This is a genomic window from Sulfurivermis fontis (assembly GCF_004001245.1).
Classification (GTDB): domain Bacteria; phylum Pseudomonadota; class Gammaproteobacteria; order Thiohalomonadales; family Thiohalomonadaceae; genus Sulfurivermis; species Sulfurivermis fontis.
Window position 1 is genome coordinate 2,574,327 of sequence record NZ_AP018724.1, and the last position, 18,607, is coordinate 2,592,933.

Genomic DNA, 18,607 nt, shown 5'->3' on the forward strand with positions numbered 1-18,607 from the left:
GATGTTTCGCGGCGCGCCGCTCCGAAATCCGCAATGGGAAAACTATCTGTTCCGCCGCCGCGTCATCGTCGCGGCGGCGTTCAGTATCGCCCTGCTCACCTTCGTCATCATCCGCCTGTTCTATCTACAGGTGGTGAACCATGAGCATTACACCACCCTGTCGCGCAACAACCGCGTCGACATCCTGCCCATCGCCCCGACCCGCGGCCTGATCTATGACCGCAACGGCGTCATCGTGGCGGAAAACCAGCCCACCTTCAGCCTCGAAATCGTGCCGGAGCGCGTCGAGGACATGGAGGCCACCCTGGCGGCCGTCCGCGAACTGATCAGCGTCAGCGACAACGATCTGGAGCGCTTCCGCCAGATCCTGCGCCGCAAGCGCCGCTTCGAAGAGACGCCGCTGCGCCTGCGCCTGTCCGACGAGGAAGTGGCGCGGATTGCCGTCAACCGCTACCGCCTGCCCGGCGTGGAGATCAAATCACGCCTGTCGCGCGCCTATCCGCTCGGCCCGCTGCTGGCGCATACCCTGGGCTATGTCGGACGCATCGATGAGCGCGAGCTGCAGCAGCTGGACATGTCCAACTATGCCGCCACCGCCCACATCGGCAAGATCGGAGTGGAAAAGACCTACGAAAGCGTACTGCACGGCGAGGTCGGCTACCAGCAGGTGGAAACCAACGCCCGTGGCCGCATACTGCGCGTGCTGGAACGCACGCCGCCGGTACCGGGGCGCAACCTGTATCTCAACATCGACGTGCGCCTGCAGCAGGCCGCACAAACCGCCTTCGGCACGGAGCGCGGCGCCCTGGTGGCCATCGATCCGAATACCGGCGCCGTCCTCGCCCTGGTCAGCCTACCCAGCTTCGACCCCAACCTGTTCGTCAACGGCATCGACAACGTCAGTTACGACGCCCTGGCCAACTCCAAGGAACAACCGCTGTTCAACCGTGCCCTCAATGGCCAATACCCGCCCGGCTCCACCATCAAACCCATCTACGGCCTGCTCGGCATGGAAACCGGAGAGATCCGTCACGACACGCAGATATGGGATCCCGGCTTCTACATGCTGAAGGGCGACGAGCGCCGCTATCGCGACTGGCGCAAGGAAGGCCACGGCTGGGTGGATTTCAACAAATCCATCGTCGAATCCTGCGACACCTATTATTACGAGCTGGCCCTTACCCTCGGTATCGATCGCATGTCCGAATACATGCATACCTTCGGCTTCGGCCGCACCACCGGCATCGATCTCACCGGCGAATCCATCGGCCTGATGCCCTCACGCGAATGGAAGCGCCGCGTCCATCGCCAGCCCTGGTTCCCCGGCGAAACCCTGATCACCGGTATCGGTCAGGGCTTCACCCTCGCCACGCCGCTGCAACTGGCGTCCGCAACCGCCACCCTCGCCAGCTTCGGACGCCGCCTGTCCCCCACCGTGGTCGGCGCTCTGGAAACACCGGACAGCGGTACGCGTACTCCGGTGCAGGCCAAGGAACTCCCGCCGGTGCGCGTGGTCGACCTCAACAACTGGCAGCGCATGCACCGCGCCATGATCAACGTGGTACACAGTCCCACCGGCACCGCGCGCAGCATCAACCGCCAACTGCCCTACACTATCGCCGGCAAGACCGGCACGGCGCAGGTGTTCGGCATCAAGCAGGATGAGGAGTACGTGGCGGAAGAAGTGGCCAAGCATCTGCGCGACCATGCCCTGTTCATCGCCTTCGCCCCGGCGGAACGCCCACGCATTGCCGTGGCGGTGATCGTGCAAAACGGCGGCGGCGGCGGTGCGGTCGCCGCCCCCATCGCGCGCAAGGTGATGGATACCTACCTGCTCGACGACACCGGCAAACTGCGCGAGGAATTCCAGTGATGCTGCTCGACGCCCCGCAACAGTCACGCCGCCCCCGGCTGCCGCGCCTGCACATGGACTGGCCCCTGTTCGGCGGTCTGGTGCTGCTGGCCGTCTGCGGCCTGGTCGTGCTCTATTCCGCCTCCGGCGAAAGTGGTGACATGGTACTGAAGCAGGCCACCCGCCTTGCCGTCGCCTTCGGCCTGCTGTTTTTCTTCGCCCAGCTGCCACCGGAGACCCTGCGCCGCTGGACCCCGCTGCTGTTCGGTGTGGGCCTGAGTCTGCTCCTCGCCGTGCTGGTGCTGGGCGAGATCGGCAAGGGCGCGCAACGCTGGCTGGATGTCGGCTTCATCCGCTTCCAGCCGTCAGAGATGATGAAGATCGCCGTACCGCTGATGGTGGCCTGGTATCTAGCGGAAACGCCGCTGCCGCCGCCGCTGCGCCGCATCCTGGTCGGCCTGATGATCTTCCTGGTGCCGGCCGTGCTCATCGCCAAGCAGCCGGACCTGGGTACCGCCCTGCTCATCGCCAGTGCCGGCGCCTTCGTGCTGTTGTTCGCCGGCCTGCCCTGGCGCCTGGTCAGCTTCACCGCCCTGCTCGCCGTCCCCGTTGCACTGCTCCTGTGGCACTACGGCATGCACGACTACCAGCGCCGCCGCGTACTCACCTTCATCAACCCCGAGAGCGATCCCCTCGGCGCCGGTTACCACATCATCCAGTCCACCATCGCCATCGGTTCCGGCGGCCTGTACGGCAAGGGCTGGCTCAACGGCACCCAGTCGCATCTGGAATTCCTCCCCGAACGCCATACCGACTTCATCTTCGCCGTCATCGGCGAGGAGTTCGGTCTGCTCGGCATCCTGCTGCTGCTGGCCCTGTATCTGTTCATCATCCTGCGCTGCCTGTACATCGCCAGCCGCGCCCAGGACACCTTCACCCGCCTGCTGGCCGGCGGCCTCACCATGACCTTCCTGGTCTACGTGTTCGTCAACATCGGCATGGTCACCGGCCTGCTGCCGGTGGTCGGCGTGCCCCTGCCGCTGGTAAGCTATGGTGGTAGTTCGATGGTGACCCTGATGGCATCGTTCGGTATCCTGATGTCCATCCACACGCACCGCAAACTGCTGAGAACCTGATGCGATGAACCTGCGCCGGATATTTGCCGCCCTTCTGCTGTGCAGCGCCGCCTTCTCCTGCCACGGCCGCAGCGACCTGAACGAGCGCGCCGAAGTGCGCGCCTTCATCGATGAAATGGTGCAGCAACACGCCTTCTCGCGCAGCGAACTGGAGCAGCTGTTCCGCGCAGTGGAACTGCGTCCCGACGTCATCGACACCATCACCCGCCCGGCAGAGAGCAAGCCCTGGCACACCTACCGCCCGATCTTCCTCACCACGGAACGCATCCGCGACGGTGTCGCCTTCTGGCGCGAACATGAGGCACTGTTGCAGGAGGCGCAGCAGCGCTATGGCGTGGCGCCGCAATACATCGTCGCCATCCTCGGCGTGGAAACCCGTTACGGCCGTTTCCGCGGCCGCCACCGCATCATGGATGCCCTGGCCACGCTGGCCTTCGACTATCCGCCGCGCAGCGGTTTCTTCCGCTCGGAATTGCAGCACTACCTGCTGATGACGCGCGAAGAGAGCATCGAACCACTCAGCCTCACCGGCTCCTATGCCGGCGCCATGGGCACGCCGCAGTTCATTCCCTCCAGCTTCCGCAACTATGCCGTGGATTTCGACGGCGACGGCCACCGCGATCTGTTCAACAGCGCGCCCGACATCATCGGCAGCGTCGCAAACTACTTCAAGGTACACGGCTGGATCAACGGCGGCACCATCACCGTACCGGCCACGGTGAGCGGCGAAGACTACAAACCGCTGCTCGCTGCCGGTCTCAAGCCGCACATCACCGCCGGCGAACTTGGCAACTACGGCATTACACCGCGCTGGGGCATCACGGCCAGTGCGCCAGTGGCGCTGCTGGCCCTGGAGGGCGAACAGGGCATGGAACACTGGGTCACCTTCAACAACTTCTACGTCATCACCCGCTACAACCGCAGCCCGCTGTACGCCATGGCGGTGCACCAGTTGAGCGAGGCGATCCGCAAGGCCAAGGACACCGACACCGCGCTGGCGCAAAGCGATGTTCGCTAGATTCCTGCCGCCGCTCGCCGCCGTCCTGCTGCTGAGCAGTTGTGCCCTCGGCGGGCGCGACGGCGGCCCGTCCCATTCCGCCGATCTGTCCCATGTGCCCGACCCGGTGCCGCGCGCCGAACCGCGCAGCCGCTACGGCAATCCCGACTCCTACGTGGTCAACGGCCGCCGCTACACCGTGCGCAGCAGCGCCGCCGGCTATGTCGAGCGCGGCATCGCCTCCTGGTACGGCACCAAGTTCCACGGCCGCCGCACCGCCAGTGGCGAAATCTATGACATGCACGCCCTCACCGCGGCGCACACCACGCTGCCGCTGCCGACCTATGTCCGCGTCACCAACCTGAACAACGGCCGCAGCACGGTGGTGCGCGTCAATGATCGCGGCCCGTTCCACGACAACCGCCTCATCGACCTGTCCTACGCCGCCGCCAGCAAGCTCGGTATCGTCGAAACCGGCACAGGCCTGGTCGAGATCCGTGCGCTCACGCCCGGCGAGCCGGCGCCGCCCCCCGTCACCGTGGCCCAGAGCGCACCGGCAGCGGTGAGCAGCGGCGCCAATCTCGGCAGTGCGGCGGCCACCACCGCCCCGGTCGGCCTCTATCTGCAGGTGGGCGCCTTCGTCAGCCGCACCAATGCCGAACAACTGCGCAGCCGCCTCAGCAGCGAACCGCTGCCGCCGATCCAGGTGCAACAGGGCGCCGATGCCAGCAACACCCTCATTTACCGTGTACGTATCGGTCCCATCGCCAGCGTGGACGAAGCCGACCGCCTGGCCTCACGTCTGGCCGCCCTCGGCATCGGCACGCCGCACGTGGTCATCGAGTGAATACCGAGACTTGAACTTCGCCGGCCGGCTCCGGACCAAGGAAAGTCTGAACTTGTTCAGAGCTTCCCCAACTTGAAACTGCCGTGGCCGCGGCTTTTTCAGGTAAAATAACTGTGTTTTTTCCTCCGCCAACACTATTTCCGTGTGCCATGAAACGTCTGCTGCCCCTATCCCTCGTTGCCCTCTTCGCCCTCGCTCACGGTGTCCACGCCACCCCGCGTCTGATCCCCGAGGCGCCGACAGTGGATGCGCGCGGCTACATCCTGCTGGATTACCACAGCGGCAACACACTGGCCGAGCGCAATGCCGACGAGCGCCTGGAGCCCGCCAGCCTGACCAAGATGATGACCGCCTATGTGGTATTCCACGAACTGCGCGCCGGACACTTCCAACTCAGCGACACGGTACGCGTCAGCAAGAAGGCCTGGCGCATGCCCGGCTCGCGTATGTTCATCGAGGTCGGCACCCAGGTCTCCATCGAGGAACTGCTCAAGGGCATGATCATCCAGTCCGGCAATGACGCCAGCGTGGCCCTGGCCGAGTATGTCGCCGGCAGCGAAGAGACCTTCGCCGCACTGATGAACGAGCATGCCCGCAACATCGGCATGCACGGCACCCACTTCGTCAACGCCACCGGCCTGCCCGATCCGGATCACTACAGCACCGCACGCGATCTGGCGCGCCTGGCCGCGCAGCTGATCCACGAGTTCCCCGCGTACTACGCCTGGTACTCGGAAAAGGAATACACCTACGGCGGCATCACGCAGGGCAACCGCAACCTGCTGCTGTACCGCGACAACACCGTCGACGGCATCAAAACCGGCCACACCGAAAGCGCCGGCTACTGCCTGGTCACCTCGGCCAAACGCGGCGAGATGCGCCTGATCTCGGTGGTGATGGGCACCAAGAGCGAAAACGCCCGCGCCAACGAAAGCCAGAAGCTGCTCAACTACGGTTTCCGCTTCTTTGAAACCCACAAGCTGTATGACGCCGCGCAGCCGCTCAAGGCCATGCGCGTGTGGAAGGGCGCCAGCGAAACGGTGCAACTGGGCCTGAACGAGCCACTGTACATCACCGTGCCGCGCGGCCAGTACAACAAGCTCAATGCCTCGCTCAGCGTGACCAGCGACATCATTGCGCCGACGCAAAAGGGCCAGCACATCGGCACGTTGAATATCAAACTCGGCGACGAGGTGCTGGCAGAGCGCCCGCTCGTGGCCCTGGAGGACATCGCCGAAGGCAGTCTGTGGCAGCAGCTGCTCGACAACGTGCGCAGGCTGCTGCAGTGATGAGCGAAGAGATCGTCTATCTCAATGGCAGTTTTCTGCCGCTGCACGAGGCCCATGTCTCGGTGATGGACCGCGGCTTCCTGTTCGGCGATGGCGTGTACGAGGTCATCCCGGTCTACGGCGGCCGCGCCTTCCGCCTGGAACACCACCTGCAGCGCCTCGACCACAGCCTGCAGGGCGTGCGCATCGACAATCCGCTCGATCACGGTCAGTGGAGCGACGTTCTCACCGCACTGATCCGCCACAACGGCGGCGGCGATCAATCCCTCTACCTGCAGGTTACCCGCGGCGTCGCGCCCAGACGCGATCACGCCTTCCCGGCCGGAGTACAGCCCACCGTATTCGCCATGAGCACCCCGCTCGGTGAGCCCGGCAACGCCGTGCAGAACGGCATCACTGCGGTTACCGTGGACGACATCCGCTGGAAGCACTGCAACATCAAGGCAATCACCCTGCTGCCCAACGTGCTGATGCGCCAGCAGGCCATCGACGCCGGCGCCGCCGAGGCGATCCTGCTGCGCGACGGTCATGCCACCGAGGGTTCGGCCAGCAACGTGTTCATTGTGCGCGACGGCGTGGTGATCACGCCGCCCAAGAGCAACCTGCTGCTGCCCGGCATCACGCGCGACCTGGCGGTGGAGCTGTGCCACGCCAACAACATTCCCTGCCGCGAGGCTGACATCAGCGCGGCCGACTTGCGCAGCGCCGACGAAGTGTGGGTGACCAGCTCGACACGGGAAGTGGCCGCCGTGACGCAGCTCGACGGCCAGCCGATAGGCGACGGCCGGCCCGGCCCGCTGTGGCAACGCATCAGCGCGCTGTATAGCGCTTACAAACAGGATTTCCGCGCCGGCAAGGTGCAGTGAGCCACGCCATGCAACCGGAAGAAACCCACCTCGAATTTCCCTGTACCTTTCCCGTCAAGGCCATGGGCCTCGCCGGCACCGACTTCGACCTGCTGGTGGTGGAGATCGTCGGCCGCCATGCCGGCCCGCTGCGCGAAGGGGCCGTCAGCAGCCGCCCGAGCAGCAACGGCAAATATGTTTCCGTTACCGTAGTGGTGCAGGCGCAGAGCAAGCAACAGCTCGACGCCATCTACAGCGAGCTCACCGCGCACGAGCGCGTGCTGATGGCGCTCTAAGAAGACTGGGACGAGGTACGGGGTGAAAGATACAAGGAGTGGAGTGCGCGGCGCACGCGACCGTATCGCCCGGCCTGCATGCGCCATCTCCCCCATCTCGCCCCTCGTGCCTCGTACCTGGCGCGCCCGCACATGAAACCACTCGTTACCAGACGTCTGGGCCGGTGCGACTACGCGCCCGTGTGGCGCGAGATGCAGCGCTTCACCGAGGAACGCACGGCCGACACACCAGACGAACTGTGGCTGGTGGAGCATCCGCCGGTCTTCACCCTCGGCCTCAACGGCAAGGCGGAGCATCTGCTCAACCCCGGCGCCATCGATGTCATCCAGGTGGATCGCGGCGGCCAGGTGACCTACCACGGCCCCGGCCAGGTGGTACTGTACCTGCTCGTCGATCTGCGCCGCCGCGGCCTCGGCGTGCGTGCGCTGGTGCATCGCATGGAGCAGGCGGTGATCGCCCTGCTCGCCGGCTACGGCATCCCGGCCCGTGCGCGGCTGGATGCGCCCGGCGTCTACGTGGACGGCGCCAAGATCGCCTCCCTCGGACTGCGCGTGCGCCGCGGCTGCAGCTATCACGGCCTGGCGCTCAACGTGGACATGGATCTGGAGCCGTTCAGCCGCATCAACCCTTGCGGTTATCCGGGACTCGCGGTGACACAGCTGCGGGACCTGGGCGTGACCGACGATCTGGCGACGACAGGCGAGAAACTGCTGGTGCAGATGGAGGAAAACCTCAACCCGTAGGAGCGAATCGTATTCGCGATAGCCCGTCCCGCGTCGGCGCTGTATCGCGCATACGATTCACTCCTGCGGCGGGCCGGGCTATTTCTTCTCGGTGGTGATGTACACGCCGGGGATGATGGTCTTCTTGATCACCTTGGTCTCTGCCGCATCGCCCTGCTCGTGCAGGGCAAAGCGCAGGAAGGTCTGCCCCAGGCGGATCACGTCACCATCGTTGAGCGCCTGCTCGCTCACCTGCTTGTGATTGACGAAGGTGCCGTTGGTGCTGCCGAGATCGCGGATGATATAGCGCACCTCGTCCGGCTTGCCCAGCACGACCACACGTTCGAGCAGGGCATGCTCGCGGCTGGCCAGATCGTCATTGACCACGATGTCGTTGCCATCGCCGCGTCCCAGGCTGTAGCTGTCCCCCGACAGCAACACCTTCACCCCCTCGACGTTGTTGCGAATCTGGATCAATGCCGCCATATCACACCCCTGGTCCCGGAAAATACGTGCAGTGGGGAATATACTGCAATCGCCCCGGATTTAAAAAACCACGTCACAGGCCACGCTATGCACGATGACGAACCGCCCATCGTTCCGCCCAATCCGCTCAAGGGCGCCGGCAAGGTTTCCCGCATCCCGGTCAAGGTGGCGCCGCCGGCCGCGCCGCTGACGAAACCGCACTGGATCCGCGCCCGCGCGCCCAACAGCCCCGAGGCGCTGCGCCTCAAGGCGATCCTGCGCGAGCAAAAGCTGCACACCGTGTGCGAGGAGGCCGCCTGCCCCAATCTGGGCGAGTGCTTCGGCCACGGCACGGCCACCTTCATGATCATGGGCGGCATCTGCACCCGGCGCTGCCCCTTCTGCGACGTGGCCCACGGCCGGCCGGAGCCGCTGGATGCGGAGGAGCCGCAACACCTGGCCGCCGCCATCGCCGCCATGGGCCTGCGCTTCGTGGTGATCACCTCGGTGGATCGCGACGACCTGCGCGACGGCGGCGCCGCCCACTTCGCCGCCTGCATCCAGGCGGTGCGCGCCGCCACGCCCGCCACCGGCATCGAGATCCTGGTACCCGACTTCCGCGGCCGCGAGGACCGCGCACTGGCTGCCTTCGACGCCGCCCTGCCCGACGTGTTCAACCACAATCTGGAGACGGTGCCGCGCCTGTACCGGCAGGCGCGTCCCGGCGCCGACTATCACGGCTCCCTGCGCCTGCTGCACGATTTTCACCAACGCCATCCGCAGATCCCCACCAAGTCCGGCCTGATGCTCGGCCTCGGTGAGAGCAATGACGAGCTCGTCGAGGTACTGCAAGACCTGCGCGCCCACGGCTGTACCCACCTCACCCTAGGGCAATACCTGCAACCGTCGCCGCATCACCTGCCGGTGCAGCGCTACGTGCCGCCAGATGAGTTCAAACAACTGGGGGAGATCGCCCGGGGTCTGGGCTTCCGCAATGTCGCCAGCGGCCCGATGGTGCGCTCGTCCTATCAGGCGGAGCGGCAGGCGCGGGGGGAAGAGGTATCGTGAGATCGGGGTTCGGCGCGCTCTCACCGGTCGCGCAGCGACACACTAGGGAAGGTCTGAATAAGTCCATCCTGGACTTTTCAGACCACATCCCTGTGCCGCGGAAGCTCTGAACTTATTCAGAGCTTCCCTAGACGATCTGCCGCCGCGCGTTTTCAGGCGCCGCCTTCGTATAGCACGCGCCAGCGACCGTCCTCGCGGGTGAGATACAGGCGCTTATCCATGTCACCGTTGAAGTTGTTGGAGCGGTAATGCTGGCGGAAGCTGGCCACCACCAGTTCGCGGCCGTTGCTGGCCGTCTGCGGGTAGGCGAACAGCGACAGATTGGACAGCGCCACCTGCTGGAAGGTCTTGCTGACGGCGACGGCGCGCTTGCGCGCCTGCCACTTCTGCCGATCGAAGCCGGGACTCCAGAAATCCGTCGCATAGTGCGCCAGGTAACGCTCCACGTCGCCGCTGGTCCAGTCCGCCACCCAGCCGTCGAGCGCATCGAGCAGTTCCTGCCGCTCGCGGCGCCAGGTCGCCTCATCCACCCACTCCACGCGCGCGGTGATCACCAGCGGCGTCACGCCGGGGCGGATGAAGGCGGCCGCTTGATTCAGGTCGATATTGGGCAGTACCACACAGCCCTCGCTGTCCAGCGGCGGACGGCTGTAATAGGCGTTCTCGGTGCCGTGCAGCCAGATACCGTCGCCGGTCTTGCCGAGACGGCGGTCCAGCTCGTTGGGATAGTTGAGCGGAAAGGCGCCGCTGCCGTACTTGTCGGGCAGGGCGCTGGACGGGATATGGCTAGTGATGAAGTACACGCCCTCCGGGGTGCGCAGGTCGCCGCGCAACACCTTGTTGCCGTTGGCGCGCCCGGTGCTGACGTAGTAGTCGCGCACCAACCGCGGCGGATGACCGTCGCCCTGGCGCGCGTAGATGTACAGGCGGTGATTTTCCTTGTCGACGACGATGGCGGTCTGCACCTCTTCACCCAGGGCCAGCAGGGCGCGCGGCAGGCGATCCTGCGGCAGGGCGTCGAGGTAGGCCCTGAGGCGCACCTCCGCCTCGGCGCGCAGCTGGGCCAGCGCCTCCTCCTCCGGCTGCAGCTGCGCCAGCAACGGCGTGGCGCCGATGTCGGTAACGCTCTGTGTCTGGGCCAGCAGCAGATCGCCCTGCACCAGATGGGCGAGATGGAATTTGGGGGCCCGGTCGGTCAGTTGCGCCAGTTCCTGCCGCGCCTCCTCCAGGCGGCCGGAACGGAACAGGATCAGCCCCTTCAGCAGGCTGGCCTCGTAATCCTCGGGATAGTGCGCCAGGCGCTCCTCCAGACGGGCCAGGGCACGCGGATACAGGGCCATGTCGCCGGATTCGCCCAGCTGGCTGCGCACGGTCAACGCCGCCGCCTCGCCGTCGGCATCTTGAAAGCGATGGGCGCCGTACAGGCCGACCGACAGGGTCAGCAGCACGGCGGCAGACAGCAGTTTGGCGAGGCGGGAACGCGGCATGGCGGTTTAGCGCAGTACCTTGAGATTGGTTTCCGAAGTGATCATCCAGTTACCATCCCGCAGCGCAAGGGTCATGCGCTTGAGGGTGATGTCCTTGTAGCCGGGCGACGCATAGCGCTGGCGCAGGTCGACTACCACGGTAGCGGGGGCCGGTGCCGCCACCTGCACGTCCTCCAGTTCGACCTTGATCCAGGCCGGGCGGCTGAGGCGGCTACGCCGCTCTTCTTCCCAGGCATGACGCGACATGCCTTCCGGCGCATAGGCGGCATCATAATACGCCAGATAGGCGTCCACATTCTGCTGCGACCAGGCCCGTGCCCAGCCCTCCAAAGCGGTGACCACGGCCAGACGCAGGGCCTCCGGCACCTCGGCCACGGCCGGTTCGGCTGCAACGGGAGCGGCGGACGCGGGTTCCGGTTCGGACGCCACCATGGCGGGGGCCGGAGCGGCGACCGGGGCCGTGGAGACAGGCTGTAGCGGCGGTTCCGGTTCCGGCGGAACGGCGACCACGGCAGCCGCGGACGGGGCGGGCACCGTGACCGGCGCAGGGGGCGGGACCACGGCGGAAACGGCGTCGGCCACCGGCAAGGGCGGCACCGCCTGCGGGACGGCGTCCAGTGCCGTCAACAACGCCAGCTGCGGCGGTTGTGCGCCGGACTCCAGACGCAGGGCCTTGGCATAGGAACTGCGCGCCATCTCCACATAAACCGTGCTCAGGTTTTCGTGCACCCGGGCATAGCGCTCATCGGTGCGCAGGGCGCGCTCCAACAACTCCTTGGCCTCGTCCAGCCGGCCCTGGCGGGCGCGCAGGACGGCGAGATTGTTGTAGACCTCGGGCAGCCCCGGATGGGCGGCGATGAGACGCTCGAACAGGGCGGCAGCTTCCTCCAGCTGACCGGTACCGGCCAGGGCCGTGGCGCGCAGGAACTGCGGCGCGGCGGCATCCGTTTCCGCCATACCATCGAGCGTCACCAGGGCCGCGCGATAATCGCCGGCCGCCACCTGAGCGGCCGCCGCCGCCAGCGTATCGGCCTGTACCGGCCCGCCTGCCAGCAAGACCAGACCCAGCACCCAGTTCAGGCTCAGCCGCATCGTCTATCCTTTTGTTTAAATTAGGCAACCGGGCAGGGATTATATCAGTCTGGCGCGCCGTGTCATGGCGCGGCGCATATCAGGGATACAATGAGCGCCAGGCGTCACGACAGGACACAGACATGGACCATCTGCTGGAACGCATCGAGAAACTCATCGACATCGGCATCGCCCTGTCGGCGGAGAGCAACATCGCCCGCCTGCTGGAGATGATCCTGCTCGGCGCCAAGGAGATCACCAACGCCGACGGCGGCACGCTGTACTCGGTGCAGGAGAACCAGGCGGTGAAGATGGAGATCCTGCGCACCGACTCGCTCAACTTCGCCATGGGCGGCACCACCGGCACGGCGATCCCCTTCGCCCCCATCCCGCTGTACGGCGCCGACGGCCAACCCAATCACCACAACGTCGTCACCCACGCGGTGCTCAACGACTGCACCATCAACATCCCCGACGCCTACAGCGCGGCGGGATTCGACTTCACCGGCACGCGCGAGTTCGACCGCAAGACCGGCTACCGCTCCACCTCCTTCCTCACCGTACCGCTGAAGAATCACGAAGGCGATATCATCGGCGTGCTGCAACTGCTCAATGCCCAGAACGACGCCGGCCAGGTGATACCGTTCAGCGCCGAGGCGCAGCGGCTCACCGAGGCGCTGGCCTCGCAAGCGGCCGTCGCGCTGACCAACCGGCGCCTGATCGAAGACCTCAAGCACCTGTTCGAGTCCTTCATCAAACTCATCGCCGACGCCATCGACGAAAAATCGCCTTACACCGGCGGCCACTGCCGCCGCGTCCCGGTAATCACCATGCTGCTGGCCGACGCCGTGGCCAAGGTGCAGGACGGCCCGCTGCGCGACTTCACCATGAGCGAGGACGACCGCTACGAACTGGAGATGGCGGCGTGGTTGCATGACTGCGGCAAGGTCACCACGCCGGAATACGTGGTGGACAAGTCCACCAAACTGGAGACCATCTACGATCGCATCCACGAGGTCGATGCACGTTTCGAGATACTGAAGCGCGACGCCGAGATCGCCTTGTTGCGCAAACGGGCGGAACACCCGACCCAGGCCGACCTGCTGCTCAAGGAGTACCAGGACACGGTGCGCCAGCTGGAGGACGACCGCGACTTCATCCACCGCTCCAACCAGGGCGGTGAATTCATGCGCCCGGAGGACCAGGCGCGCATCGAGGCCCTCGCCCGACGCACCTGGATCGACGCCACCGGCGCGGTGCGCCCGCTGCTCACCGAGGACGAGGTGCGCAACCTCAACATCGCCAAGGGCACCCTCACCGACGACGAGCGCCAAGTGATCAACAACCACATCGTCGCCACCATCAACATGCTGGAGGCGCTGCCCTTCCCCAAGCACCTGAAGCGCGTGCCGGAATTCGCCGGCGGCCACCACGAACGCATCGACGGCCGCGGCTATCCGCGCGGCCTCACCCGCGAGCAGATGTCGGTGCAGGCACGCATCATGGCCATCGCCGACGTGTTCGAGGCCCTCACCGCCCGCGACCGTCCCTACAAGCCGGGCAAGAAGCTGTCCGAAACCCTGCGCATCATGGCCTGCATGAAGCAGGACGGCCATCTCGACCCCGACCTCCTCGACGTGTTCATCAAGGAACGGGTGTTCCAGCAGTACGCCGAACAGTATCTCGATCCGGAGCAGGTGGACGCCGTCGATATCTCGCGCCTGCCGGGCTACGAGAACACAGGTACGAGGTAAAAGGCACGAAATACGAAAGACATGCCGTGCCGAGCGCAGGCACACATCAGCCCGACCGTCTTGCCGTAAGGAATCCGCCGCTTCAACCCTACAATCCTTGCTGTTATAGTTGTGCGCCATAAATGTCCGTGCTGCACGGGCGTACAACAATAAACGGCCAGACCAACATGCAAGATTTTTCCAATCGCCCGGTCAGCGCGGTGATGAACCGCGACGTGGCCCGGGTGGAACCGCAGACGCCGCTGCGCGCGGCGCTGGAGCTGATGCGGGAACGCAGCATCAGCTCCGTGGTGGTGGCCAGCGATGGCATCGCCGTCGGCATCCTCACCGAGCGCGACGTCCTCGCCGCCCTCACCACCCTGCCACAGCAGCTCGACACCCCCTGCCACCGCTTCATGCACGGCCCGGTAATCACCATCCGCGGCGATGCCGGTTATCTCGACGCCTACCACCGCATGCTGGAACACGACATCCGTCACCTCGTCGTGCTCGACGACCAGGGCCGCATCGCCGGCATGGTGAGCGAGAGCGACATCGTGCGCGAGATCGGGCCGGAATATTTCATCCAGTTCCGCGATGTCGGCAGCGTGATGTCGGCGCACCTGTGTCTGCTCGCCGCCGGAACCAGCGTCGCCGCCGCCGCCGCGACCATGGCGCGGGACGGTCACGGCTGCGTCATCATCACCGATGCAGAACGCCGCCCGCAGGGCATCGTCACCGAGCGCGACGTCGTGCGCATCGGCCTGGAACAGCGCGACCCGCAGCAACTCACTCTCGCGGCGGTGATGACCAAGCCGGTGCTCACCATCAACGTGGATATCCCACTGCATGCCGCCATGGAGCGCATGAGCAGGAACGGACTGCGCCGCCTGGTGGTGGTGGACGGCGCAGGCCGCGTCTGCGGCCTGCTCGGCCAGCGCGACGTGACGCGCGGCCTGGAAAGCCGCTACGCCGCCTTCCTGCGCCGCGTCATCGACCGCCAGAACGAGGCGTTGCAGCAGCAGCGCTTCCGCACCATCTTCAACTCGGTCAACGACGCCATCTTCATCCACGACGCCGACAGTGGCGCCATCATCGACGCCAACCAGCGTGTCATCGAGATGTACGGTTACACCCTGGCGCAGCTCTGCCAGATCAATATCGAACAGCTCTCCGCCGGCACACCGCCCTATACGCAACAGGAGGCGGTGCAGTATCTGCAACGCGCCGCTGCCGGCGAGCCGCAGACCTTCGAGTGGCAGGCGCGCCACCGCAATGGTCATCTGTTCTGGGTCGAGGTAAACATGCGCGCCGCGCTGGTGGAAGACAAAAAACGCATCCTGGTTTCGGTGCGCGACATCGGCGCGCGCAAGAAAAACGAGGAAAAGATGCGCCGCCTCAACTGGGCGCTGTCGGCCCTGAGCCGCGGCAACGCCGCCCTGGTGCACGCCGAAACCATCCAAGAGCTGTACGACACCGCCTGCGACGCCATCACCGATCAGGATGTCTATGCGCTGGCCTGGATCGGCATGCCGCAATACGATGCCGACAGAAGCGTGGAAATCGTCGCCCAGGCCGGCAGTGCGCATGCCTATCTGGACGGCCTCAAGGTGTCCTGGGGCGACAGCCCGCTGGGCCAGGGGCCGGTAGGCCGCGCCCTGCGCGGCAACACCACCATCGTCTACAACGACATGCTGCAGGAGGACAGCTTCAAACCCTGGGCCGAGCGTGCGCGCAAACACGGCCTCGCCTCCATCATCGCCGTGCCGCTGCGCAGCCGCGGCCAGATCAACGGCGTGCTGGCCGTGTACGCCGACGTCACCGACGCCTTCGGCCCGGACGAGGTGCGGCTGTTCGAGGAACTGGCCGACGACATCGGCTTCGGCATCGACAGCCACCGCACCCGCGCCGCCTACGAACAATCGCTGCTGGACCGCGAGCGCCACGCCTCACAATTGCAGGCCACGCTGGAGCAGGCCATCGGCGCCCTCGCCGCCACCCTGGAAAAGCGCGATCCCTACACCGCCGGTCACGAACGCCGCGTCGCCGACCTCGCCGTCGCCATCGGCCGCCACCTCGGCCTGGATGACAACCGTCTGCACGGCCTGCGTCTGGCCGGCTACATCCACGACATCGGCAAGGTACAAATCCCCTCCGAACTGCTGAGCAAACCGTCGAAACTCACGCCGGTGGAATTCGAACTCATCAAGCTGCATGCCGAGGCCGGCCACGACATCATCAAGGATATCGCCTTCCCCTGGCCCATCGCCGACATGGTGCTGCAACACCACGAATGCCTCGACGGCAGCGGCTATCCGCACGGTATCACCGGCGACCAGATGCTGCAGGAATCCAAAATTCTCGCCGTCGCCGACATCGTCGAGGCCATGTCGTCGCACCGCCCCTACCGCCCGGCCCTCGGCGCCGAGCCGGCGCTGGAACAAATCACCCGGCTGCGCGGCAGCAAACTCGACCCCGCCGCGGTGGACGCCTGCCTGTACTTGTTCCGCGAAGCAGGCTATCAGTTTCCGGAGTAGGGCGCGGCGTACACGGCGCGCCGGCCATGAGCTCATGCACGAGGGAAACGCCATGAAGCCACTGCTTGCCGCTACCTGCTGTCTCTTGCTGCTGTCCACTGCAGCCCGGGCACAGGACAGCGCCATCAAGACCGAGATACTGGCCCAGGCCAGCCGCAGCTGGGACTACAACCGGCTGCCGGCCTATCCGGACGGCGCGCCGGAGATCAGCGTGCTGCGCGTCGAGGTGGCTCCCGGCGCGCAGCTGCCGCTGCACCGCCATCCGGTGATCAACGCCGGCTACCTGCTCAGCGGTGCACTGACCGTGGTGAAGGAAAGCGGCGAAACCCTGCACCTCAAGGCCGGCGAAGCCGTCATCAAGGTGGTGAATACCTGGCACTACGGGAAGAACGAAGGCGACGTGCCGGCGGTGATCGTGGTTCTATGCCGGCACGCCGGGAACACCGCTCAGCGAACACAAGGAATAAGTCGGCAGCGCCGACGCTGCGGCAGGAATGCCGCAGCGTGAAGCCTCACCCCCCTACCTCGAACATCGACTCCAGGTCGTGGCGCGAATACGCTTTGAAGGCCAGCAGGGTTTCCGTCTTGGTGATGGCATGGATGCTCTGCAAACGATGCGTCACCAGATGCGCCAGGTCCTCCGCCGCCGGCACACGGGCGATGGCGATGATGTCGTACTGACCGCTCACCGAATACGCCTCGGTAATCCCGTCGATCCCCGCCAGATGCTCGGCCACCTCGTTGACCTTGTCGCGTTCGGCGTTGATGAGGATGATGGAAGTGACCATGGCGTGACTATATGGACGCCTCCCGTTTGCCAAGGGCGATTTTGGTGTGTTGGGACAGATAGGCTGCAGTTCTATATCCGGCCTGTTGTGCAGGAATAGACCTGCTGGCCCTGATGGAATCCGCTGACCCGCGCCTCATTCTCCTGAAGGACTCGAAGTCCTTACCGCCATACAGGTTTGGCGGGTCACGGTCTGACCTGTTTGCCATCACACTTTATCGACCTTGCGCAACCTTTACGGCGGCCACTCCTTTCTTCAAAGTGGTTGATACACTCGTCAGGCACCTATGCCGGCTGACTGACGAATCCCTTTTGGTACGTCCGTTCATGGGCGAGCATCGCCCAGATCGTTCGCGCCATCTTGTTGGCCAGGGCCACGACCGCGACATTCAGCGGCCGGCGCTGGCGTAATTTCGTGACCCACGGGCCGGGGTCTTTGGCGTGGGTCAGCACGGATCGCGCACCGTGAATCAGCAAGGTGCGCAGGTAGGTGTCACCGCGCTTGCTGATGCCGAGCAGTTTGATGCGCCCACCAGTGCCCACCTGTCGCGGCACCAGGCCGGCGAAGGCGGCGAACTCTCGCCCCGACTTGAAGGCTTTGGCGTCGCCCATGATGGCGACCGCCGCCGTGGCGGTCAGCGGCCCGACACCAGGAATTTCAGCGATTCGCTTGCAAGCTTCGTCTTGCTTGAGCCACAGCTGGATGCGCTGCTCGATGGCGGCGATTTCCCCATCCAGCTTCTCGATGCGCGCCCATTGCTCGCGCAACGTATCGATCACCATTGCCGGCAGCCGGTCTTCCAGTCTGGCCAAAGCCGCAGCAATTCCCTTCCTGACCCCCGCTTTGCCCTGCGGCATCACTTCACCGTATTCGGCGAGCAACCCCCGCAGGCCGTTAATCTGCGCGGTGCGGAACTTGACCAACTGGCTCCTCATGCGGTGCAGCGCCAGGATGGCCTGCTGTTCTTCCGTCTTGATCGCCACCGCCTTGACGTGCGGCTGCTGCACCGCTGTCCAGATCGCCCGCGCGTCCTGCCGGTCGTTCTTGTTGCCGGTGACGAACGGCTTCACCGCCTTGCCTGGCAGGAGCTTGACCTGGTGGCCCAGCGCCGTGAGTTTCCTCGCCCAGTGCTGCGCACCGCCGCAGGCTTCCATCCCAATGAGGCATGGTTGCCGGTTAGCGAAGTGTTCGAGGAACTTCTCGCGCTTGAGCTGCAGGCTCACGATCTCTCCGGTCTCCATGTCGATCCAGTGCAACTGAAATACCCGCTTGGCGATATCCACGCCAACGACCGTTTTGCTACCATTCATTTCGGACCCTCCGGTTTGCCTGTGAAGACCTTCAGTATCTTCCACCTTGGGCACTTCGATGCCGTCGGCCCGTGAGGGTCCACCTTCATCCCACCCACACCGCAAAGCTATCCACGGCGCCGGGCGCCGCAGGTCCCTCCATACCGAAGACGGCCAGCGCGCC

The 18,607-nt window shown here is 65.4% G+C and carries 17 protein-coding genes; 12 read left to right on the forward strand and 5 right to left on the reverse strand.

Annotated features, from left to right (window positions below):
* Position 1 precedes the first annotated feature (1 nt).
* From mrdA to lipB, 8 genes are all read left to right on the forward strand, one after another.
* Positions 2-1,873 carry a penicillin-binding protein 2 gene (gene mrdA / locus EP379_RS12945; protein ID WP_127478203.1) on the forward strand — a complete coding sequence of 624 codons (1,872 nt, stop codon included), beginning with the start codon at positions 2-4 and terminating at the stop codon, positions 1,871-1,873.
* A complete protein-coding gene (gene rodA / locus EP379_RS12950; RefSeq protein WP_127478204.1) occupies positions 1,873-2,988 on the forward strand; it encodes a rod shape-determining protein RodA in 1,116 nt (371 codons plus the stop codon). The genes mrdA and rodA overlap by 1 nt, the downstream gene beginning before the upstream one ends.
* 4 nt (positions 2,989-2,992) lie before the next feature.
* Positions 2,993-4,006, forward strand: coding sequence for a lytic murein transglycosylase B (mltB, locus tag EP379_RS12955; RefSeq protein WP_127478205.1), 1,014 nt, complete (start codon positions 2,993-2,995; stop codon positions 4,004-4,006).
* Positions 3,996-4,832 (forward strand): septal ring lytic transglycosylase RlpA family protein, encoded by an 837-nt coding sequence (locus tag EP379_RS12960; RefSeq protein WP_127478206.1) that lies wholly within the window; start codon positions 3,996-3,998, stop codon positions 4,830-4,832. Before mltB ends, EP379_RS12960 begins: the two co-directional genes overlap by 11 nt.
* Positions 4,833-4,981: 149 nt before the next feature.
* Positions 4,982-6,121: a D-alanyl-D-alanine carboxypeptidase family protein gene (locus tag EP379_RS12965; RefSeq protein ID WP_127478207.1), complete on the forward strand. Its 1,140-nt coding sequence runs from the start codon at positions 4,982-4,984 to the stop codon at positions 6,119-6,121.
* On the forward strand, positions 6,121-6,987 hold the full coding sequence (locus EP379_RS12970) for a D-amino acid aminotransferase (RefSeq protein WP_127478208.1): 867 nt from the start codon (positions 6,121-6,123) through the stop codon (positions 6,985-6,987). Before EP379_RS12965 ends, EP379_RS12970 begins: the two co-directional genes overlap by 1 nt.
* A gap of 8 nt (positions 6,988-6,995) precedes the next feature.
* The gene (locus EP379_RS12975; RefSeq protein ID WP_127478209.1) at positions 6,996-7,262 is read left to right on the forward strand and encodes an HP0495 family protein; all 267 of its coding nucleotides are present in this window, start codon (positions 6,996-6,998) and stop codon (positions 7,260-7,262) included.
* A 132-nt stretch (positions 7,263-7,394) separates the two neighbouring features.
* Positions 7,395-8,006, forward strand: coding sequence for a lipoyl(octanoyl) transferase LipB (gene lipB / locus EP379_RS12980; protein ID WP_127478210.1), 612 nt, complete (start codon positions 7,395-7,397; stop codon positions 8,004-8,006).
* Between the two features lie 78 nt (positions 8,007-8,084).
* On the opposite strand, the gene EP379_RS12985 is transcribed toward lipB, so the two are convergent.
* Positions 8,085-8,471: an FHA domain-containing protein gene (locus EP379_RS12985; protein ID WP_127478211.1), complete on the reverse strand. Its 387-nt coding sequence runs from the start codon at positions 8,469-8,471 to the stop codon at positions 8,085-8,087.
* A gap of 87 nt (positions 8,472-8,558) precedes the next feature.
* On the opposite strand from EP379_RS12985, the gene lipA reads away from it, so the two are divergent.
* On the forward strand, positions 8,559-9,518 hold the full coding sequence (lipA, locus tag EP379_RS12990) for a lipoyl synthase (protein WP_127478212.1): 960 nt from the start codon (positions 8,559-8,561) through the stop codon (positions 9,516-9,518).
* 152 nt (positions 9,519-9,670) lie between these two features.
* Here the strand turns inward: lipA and EP379_RS12995 are convergent, their stop codons facing one another.
* Positions 9,671-11,005 carry a L,D-transpeptidase Cds6 family protein gene (locus tag EP379_RS12995; RefSeq protein ID WP_127478213.1) on the reverse strand — a complete coding sequence of 445 codons (1,335 nt, stop codon included), beginning with the start codon at positions 11,003-11,005 and terminating at the stop codon, positions 9,671-9,673.
* A gap of 6 nt (positions 11,006-11,011) precedes the next feature.
* Entirely contained in the window at positions 11,012-12,097 is a 1,086-nt protein-coding gene (locus EP379_RS13000; protein ID WP_127478214.1) for a L,D-transpeptidase Cds6 family protein, read from the reverse strand.
* Between the two features lie 122 nt (positions 12,098-12,219).
* Between EP379_RS13000 and EP379_RS13005 the strand changes: the two genes are divergently transcribed.
* The 3 genes from EP379_RS13005 (at position 12,220) to EP379_RS13015 (ending at position 16,854) form a co-directional block, all read left to right on the forward strand.
* The gene (locus tag EP379_RS13005; RefSeq protein ID WP_127478215.1) at positions 12,220-13,830 is read left to right on the forward strand and encodes an HD family phosphohydrolase; all 1,611 of its coding nucleotides are present in this window, start codon (positions 12,220-12,222) and stop codon (positions 13,828-13,830) included.
* Positions 13,831-13,952: 122 nt separating this feature from the next.
* A complete protein-coding gene (locus tag EP379_RS13010; RefSeq protein WP_127478216.1) occupies positions 13,953-16,346 on the forward strand; it encodes a CBS domain-containing protein in 2,394 nt (797 codons plus the stop codon).
* 52 nt (positions 16,347-16,398) lie between these two features.
* Positions 16,399-16,854: a cupin domain-containing protein gene (locus tag EP379_RS13015; protein WP_127478217.1), complete on the forward strand. Its 456-nt coding sequence runs from the start codon at positions 16,399-16,401 to the stop codon at positions 16,852-16,854.
* A gap of 4 nt (positions 16,855-16,858) precedes the next feature.
* On the opposite strand, the gene EP379_RS13020 is transcribed toward EP379_RS13015, so the two are convergent.
* Together EP379_RS13020 and EP379_RS13025 are read right to left on the reverse strand one after the other, a co-directional pair.
* Entirely contained in the window at positions 16,859-17,134 is a 276-nt protein-coding gene (locus tag EP379_RS13020; protein ID WP_127478218.1) for an Lrp/AsnC family transcriptional regulator, read from the reverse strand.
* A 284-nt stretch (positions 17,135-17,418) separates the two neighbouring features.
* A complete protein-coding gene (locus tag EP379_RS13025; RefSeq protein WP_127476133.1) occupies positions 17,419-18,444 on the reverse strand; it encodes an IS110 family RNA-guided transposase in 1,026 nt (341 codons plus the stop codon).
* Positions 18,445-18,607 lie beyond the last annotated feature (163 nt).

Bases quoted from the DNA above. Each gene is read 5' to 3' on its own strand.
- lipB (WP_127478210.1), top strand. From the start codon at position 7,395: ATGAAACCACTCGTTACCAGACGTCTGGGCCGGTGCGACTACGCGCCC.
- EP379_RS13000 (WP_127478214.1), bottom strand. From the start codon at position 12,097: ATGCGGCTGAGCCTGAACTGGGTGCTGGGTCTGGTCTTGCTGGCAGGC.
- EP379_RS13005 (WP_127478215.1), top strand. From the start codon at position 12,220: ATGGACCATCTGCTGGAACGCATCGAGAAACTCATCGACATCGGCATC.
- EP379_RS12975 (WP_127478209.1), top strand. From the start codon at position 6,996: ATGCAACCGGAAGAAACCCACCTCGAATTTCCCTGTACCTTTCCCGTC.
- lipA (WP_127478212.1), top strand. From the start codon at position 8,559: ATGCACGATGACGAACCGCCCATCGTTCCGCCCAATCCGCTCAAGGGC.
- EP379_RS13015 (WP_127478217.1), top strand. From the start codon at position 16,399: ATGAAGCCACTGCTTGCCGCTACCTGCTGTCTCTTGCTGCTGTCCACT.
- mltB (WP_127478205.1), top strand. From the start codon at position 2,993: ATGAACCTGCGCCGGATATTTGCCGCCCTTCTGCTGTGCAGCGCCGCC.
- EP379_RS13010 (WP_127478216.1), top strand. From the start codon at position 13,953: ATGTCCGTGCTGCACGGGCGTACAACAATAAACGGCCAGACCAACATG.
- EP379_RS13020 (WP_127478218.1), bottom strand. From the start codon at position 17,134: ATGGTCACTTCCATCATCCTCATCAACGCCGAACGCGACAAGGTCAAC.
- EP379_RS12985 (WP_127478211.1), bottom strand. From the start codon at position 8,471: ATGGCGGCATTGATCCAGATTCGCAACAACGTCGAGGGGGTGAAGGTG.
- EP379_RS12995 (WP_127478213.1), bottom strand. From the start codon at position 11,005: ATGCCGCGTTCCCGCCTCGCCAAACTGCTGTCTGCCGCCGTGCTGCTG.
- EP379_RS12960 (WP_127478206.1), top strand. From the start codon at position 3,996: ATGTTCGCTAGATTCCTGCCGCCGCTCGCCGCCGTCCTGCTGCTGAGC.
- EP379_RS12965 (WP_127478207.1), top strand. From the start codon at position 4,982: ATGAAACGTCTGCTGCCCCTATCCCTCGTTGCCCTCTTCGCCCTCGCT.
- mrdA (WP_127478203.1), top strand. From the start codon at position 2: ATGTTTCGCGGCGCGCCGCTCCGAAATCCGCAATGGGAAAACTATCTG.
- EP379_RS12970 (WP_127478208.1), top strand. From the start codon at position 6,121: ATGAGCGAAGAGATCGTCTATCTCAATGGCAGTTTTCTGCCGCTGCAC.
- rodA (WP_127478204.1), top strand. From the start codon at position 1,873: ATGCTGCTCGACGCCCCGCAACAGTCACGCCGCCCCCGGCTGCCGCGC.
- EP379_RS13025 (WP_127476133.1), bottom strand. From the start codon at position 18,444: ATGAATGGTAGCAAAACGGTCGTTGGCGTGGATATCGCCAAGCGGGTA.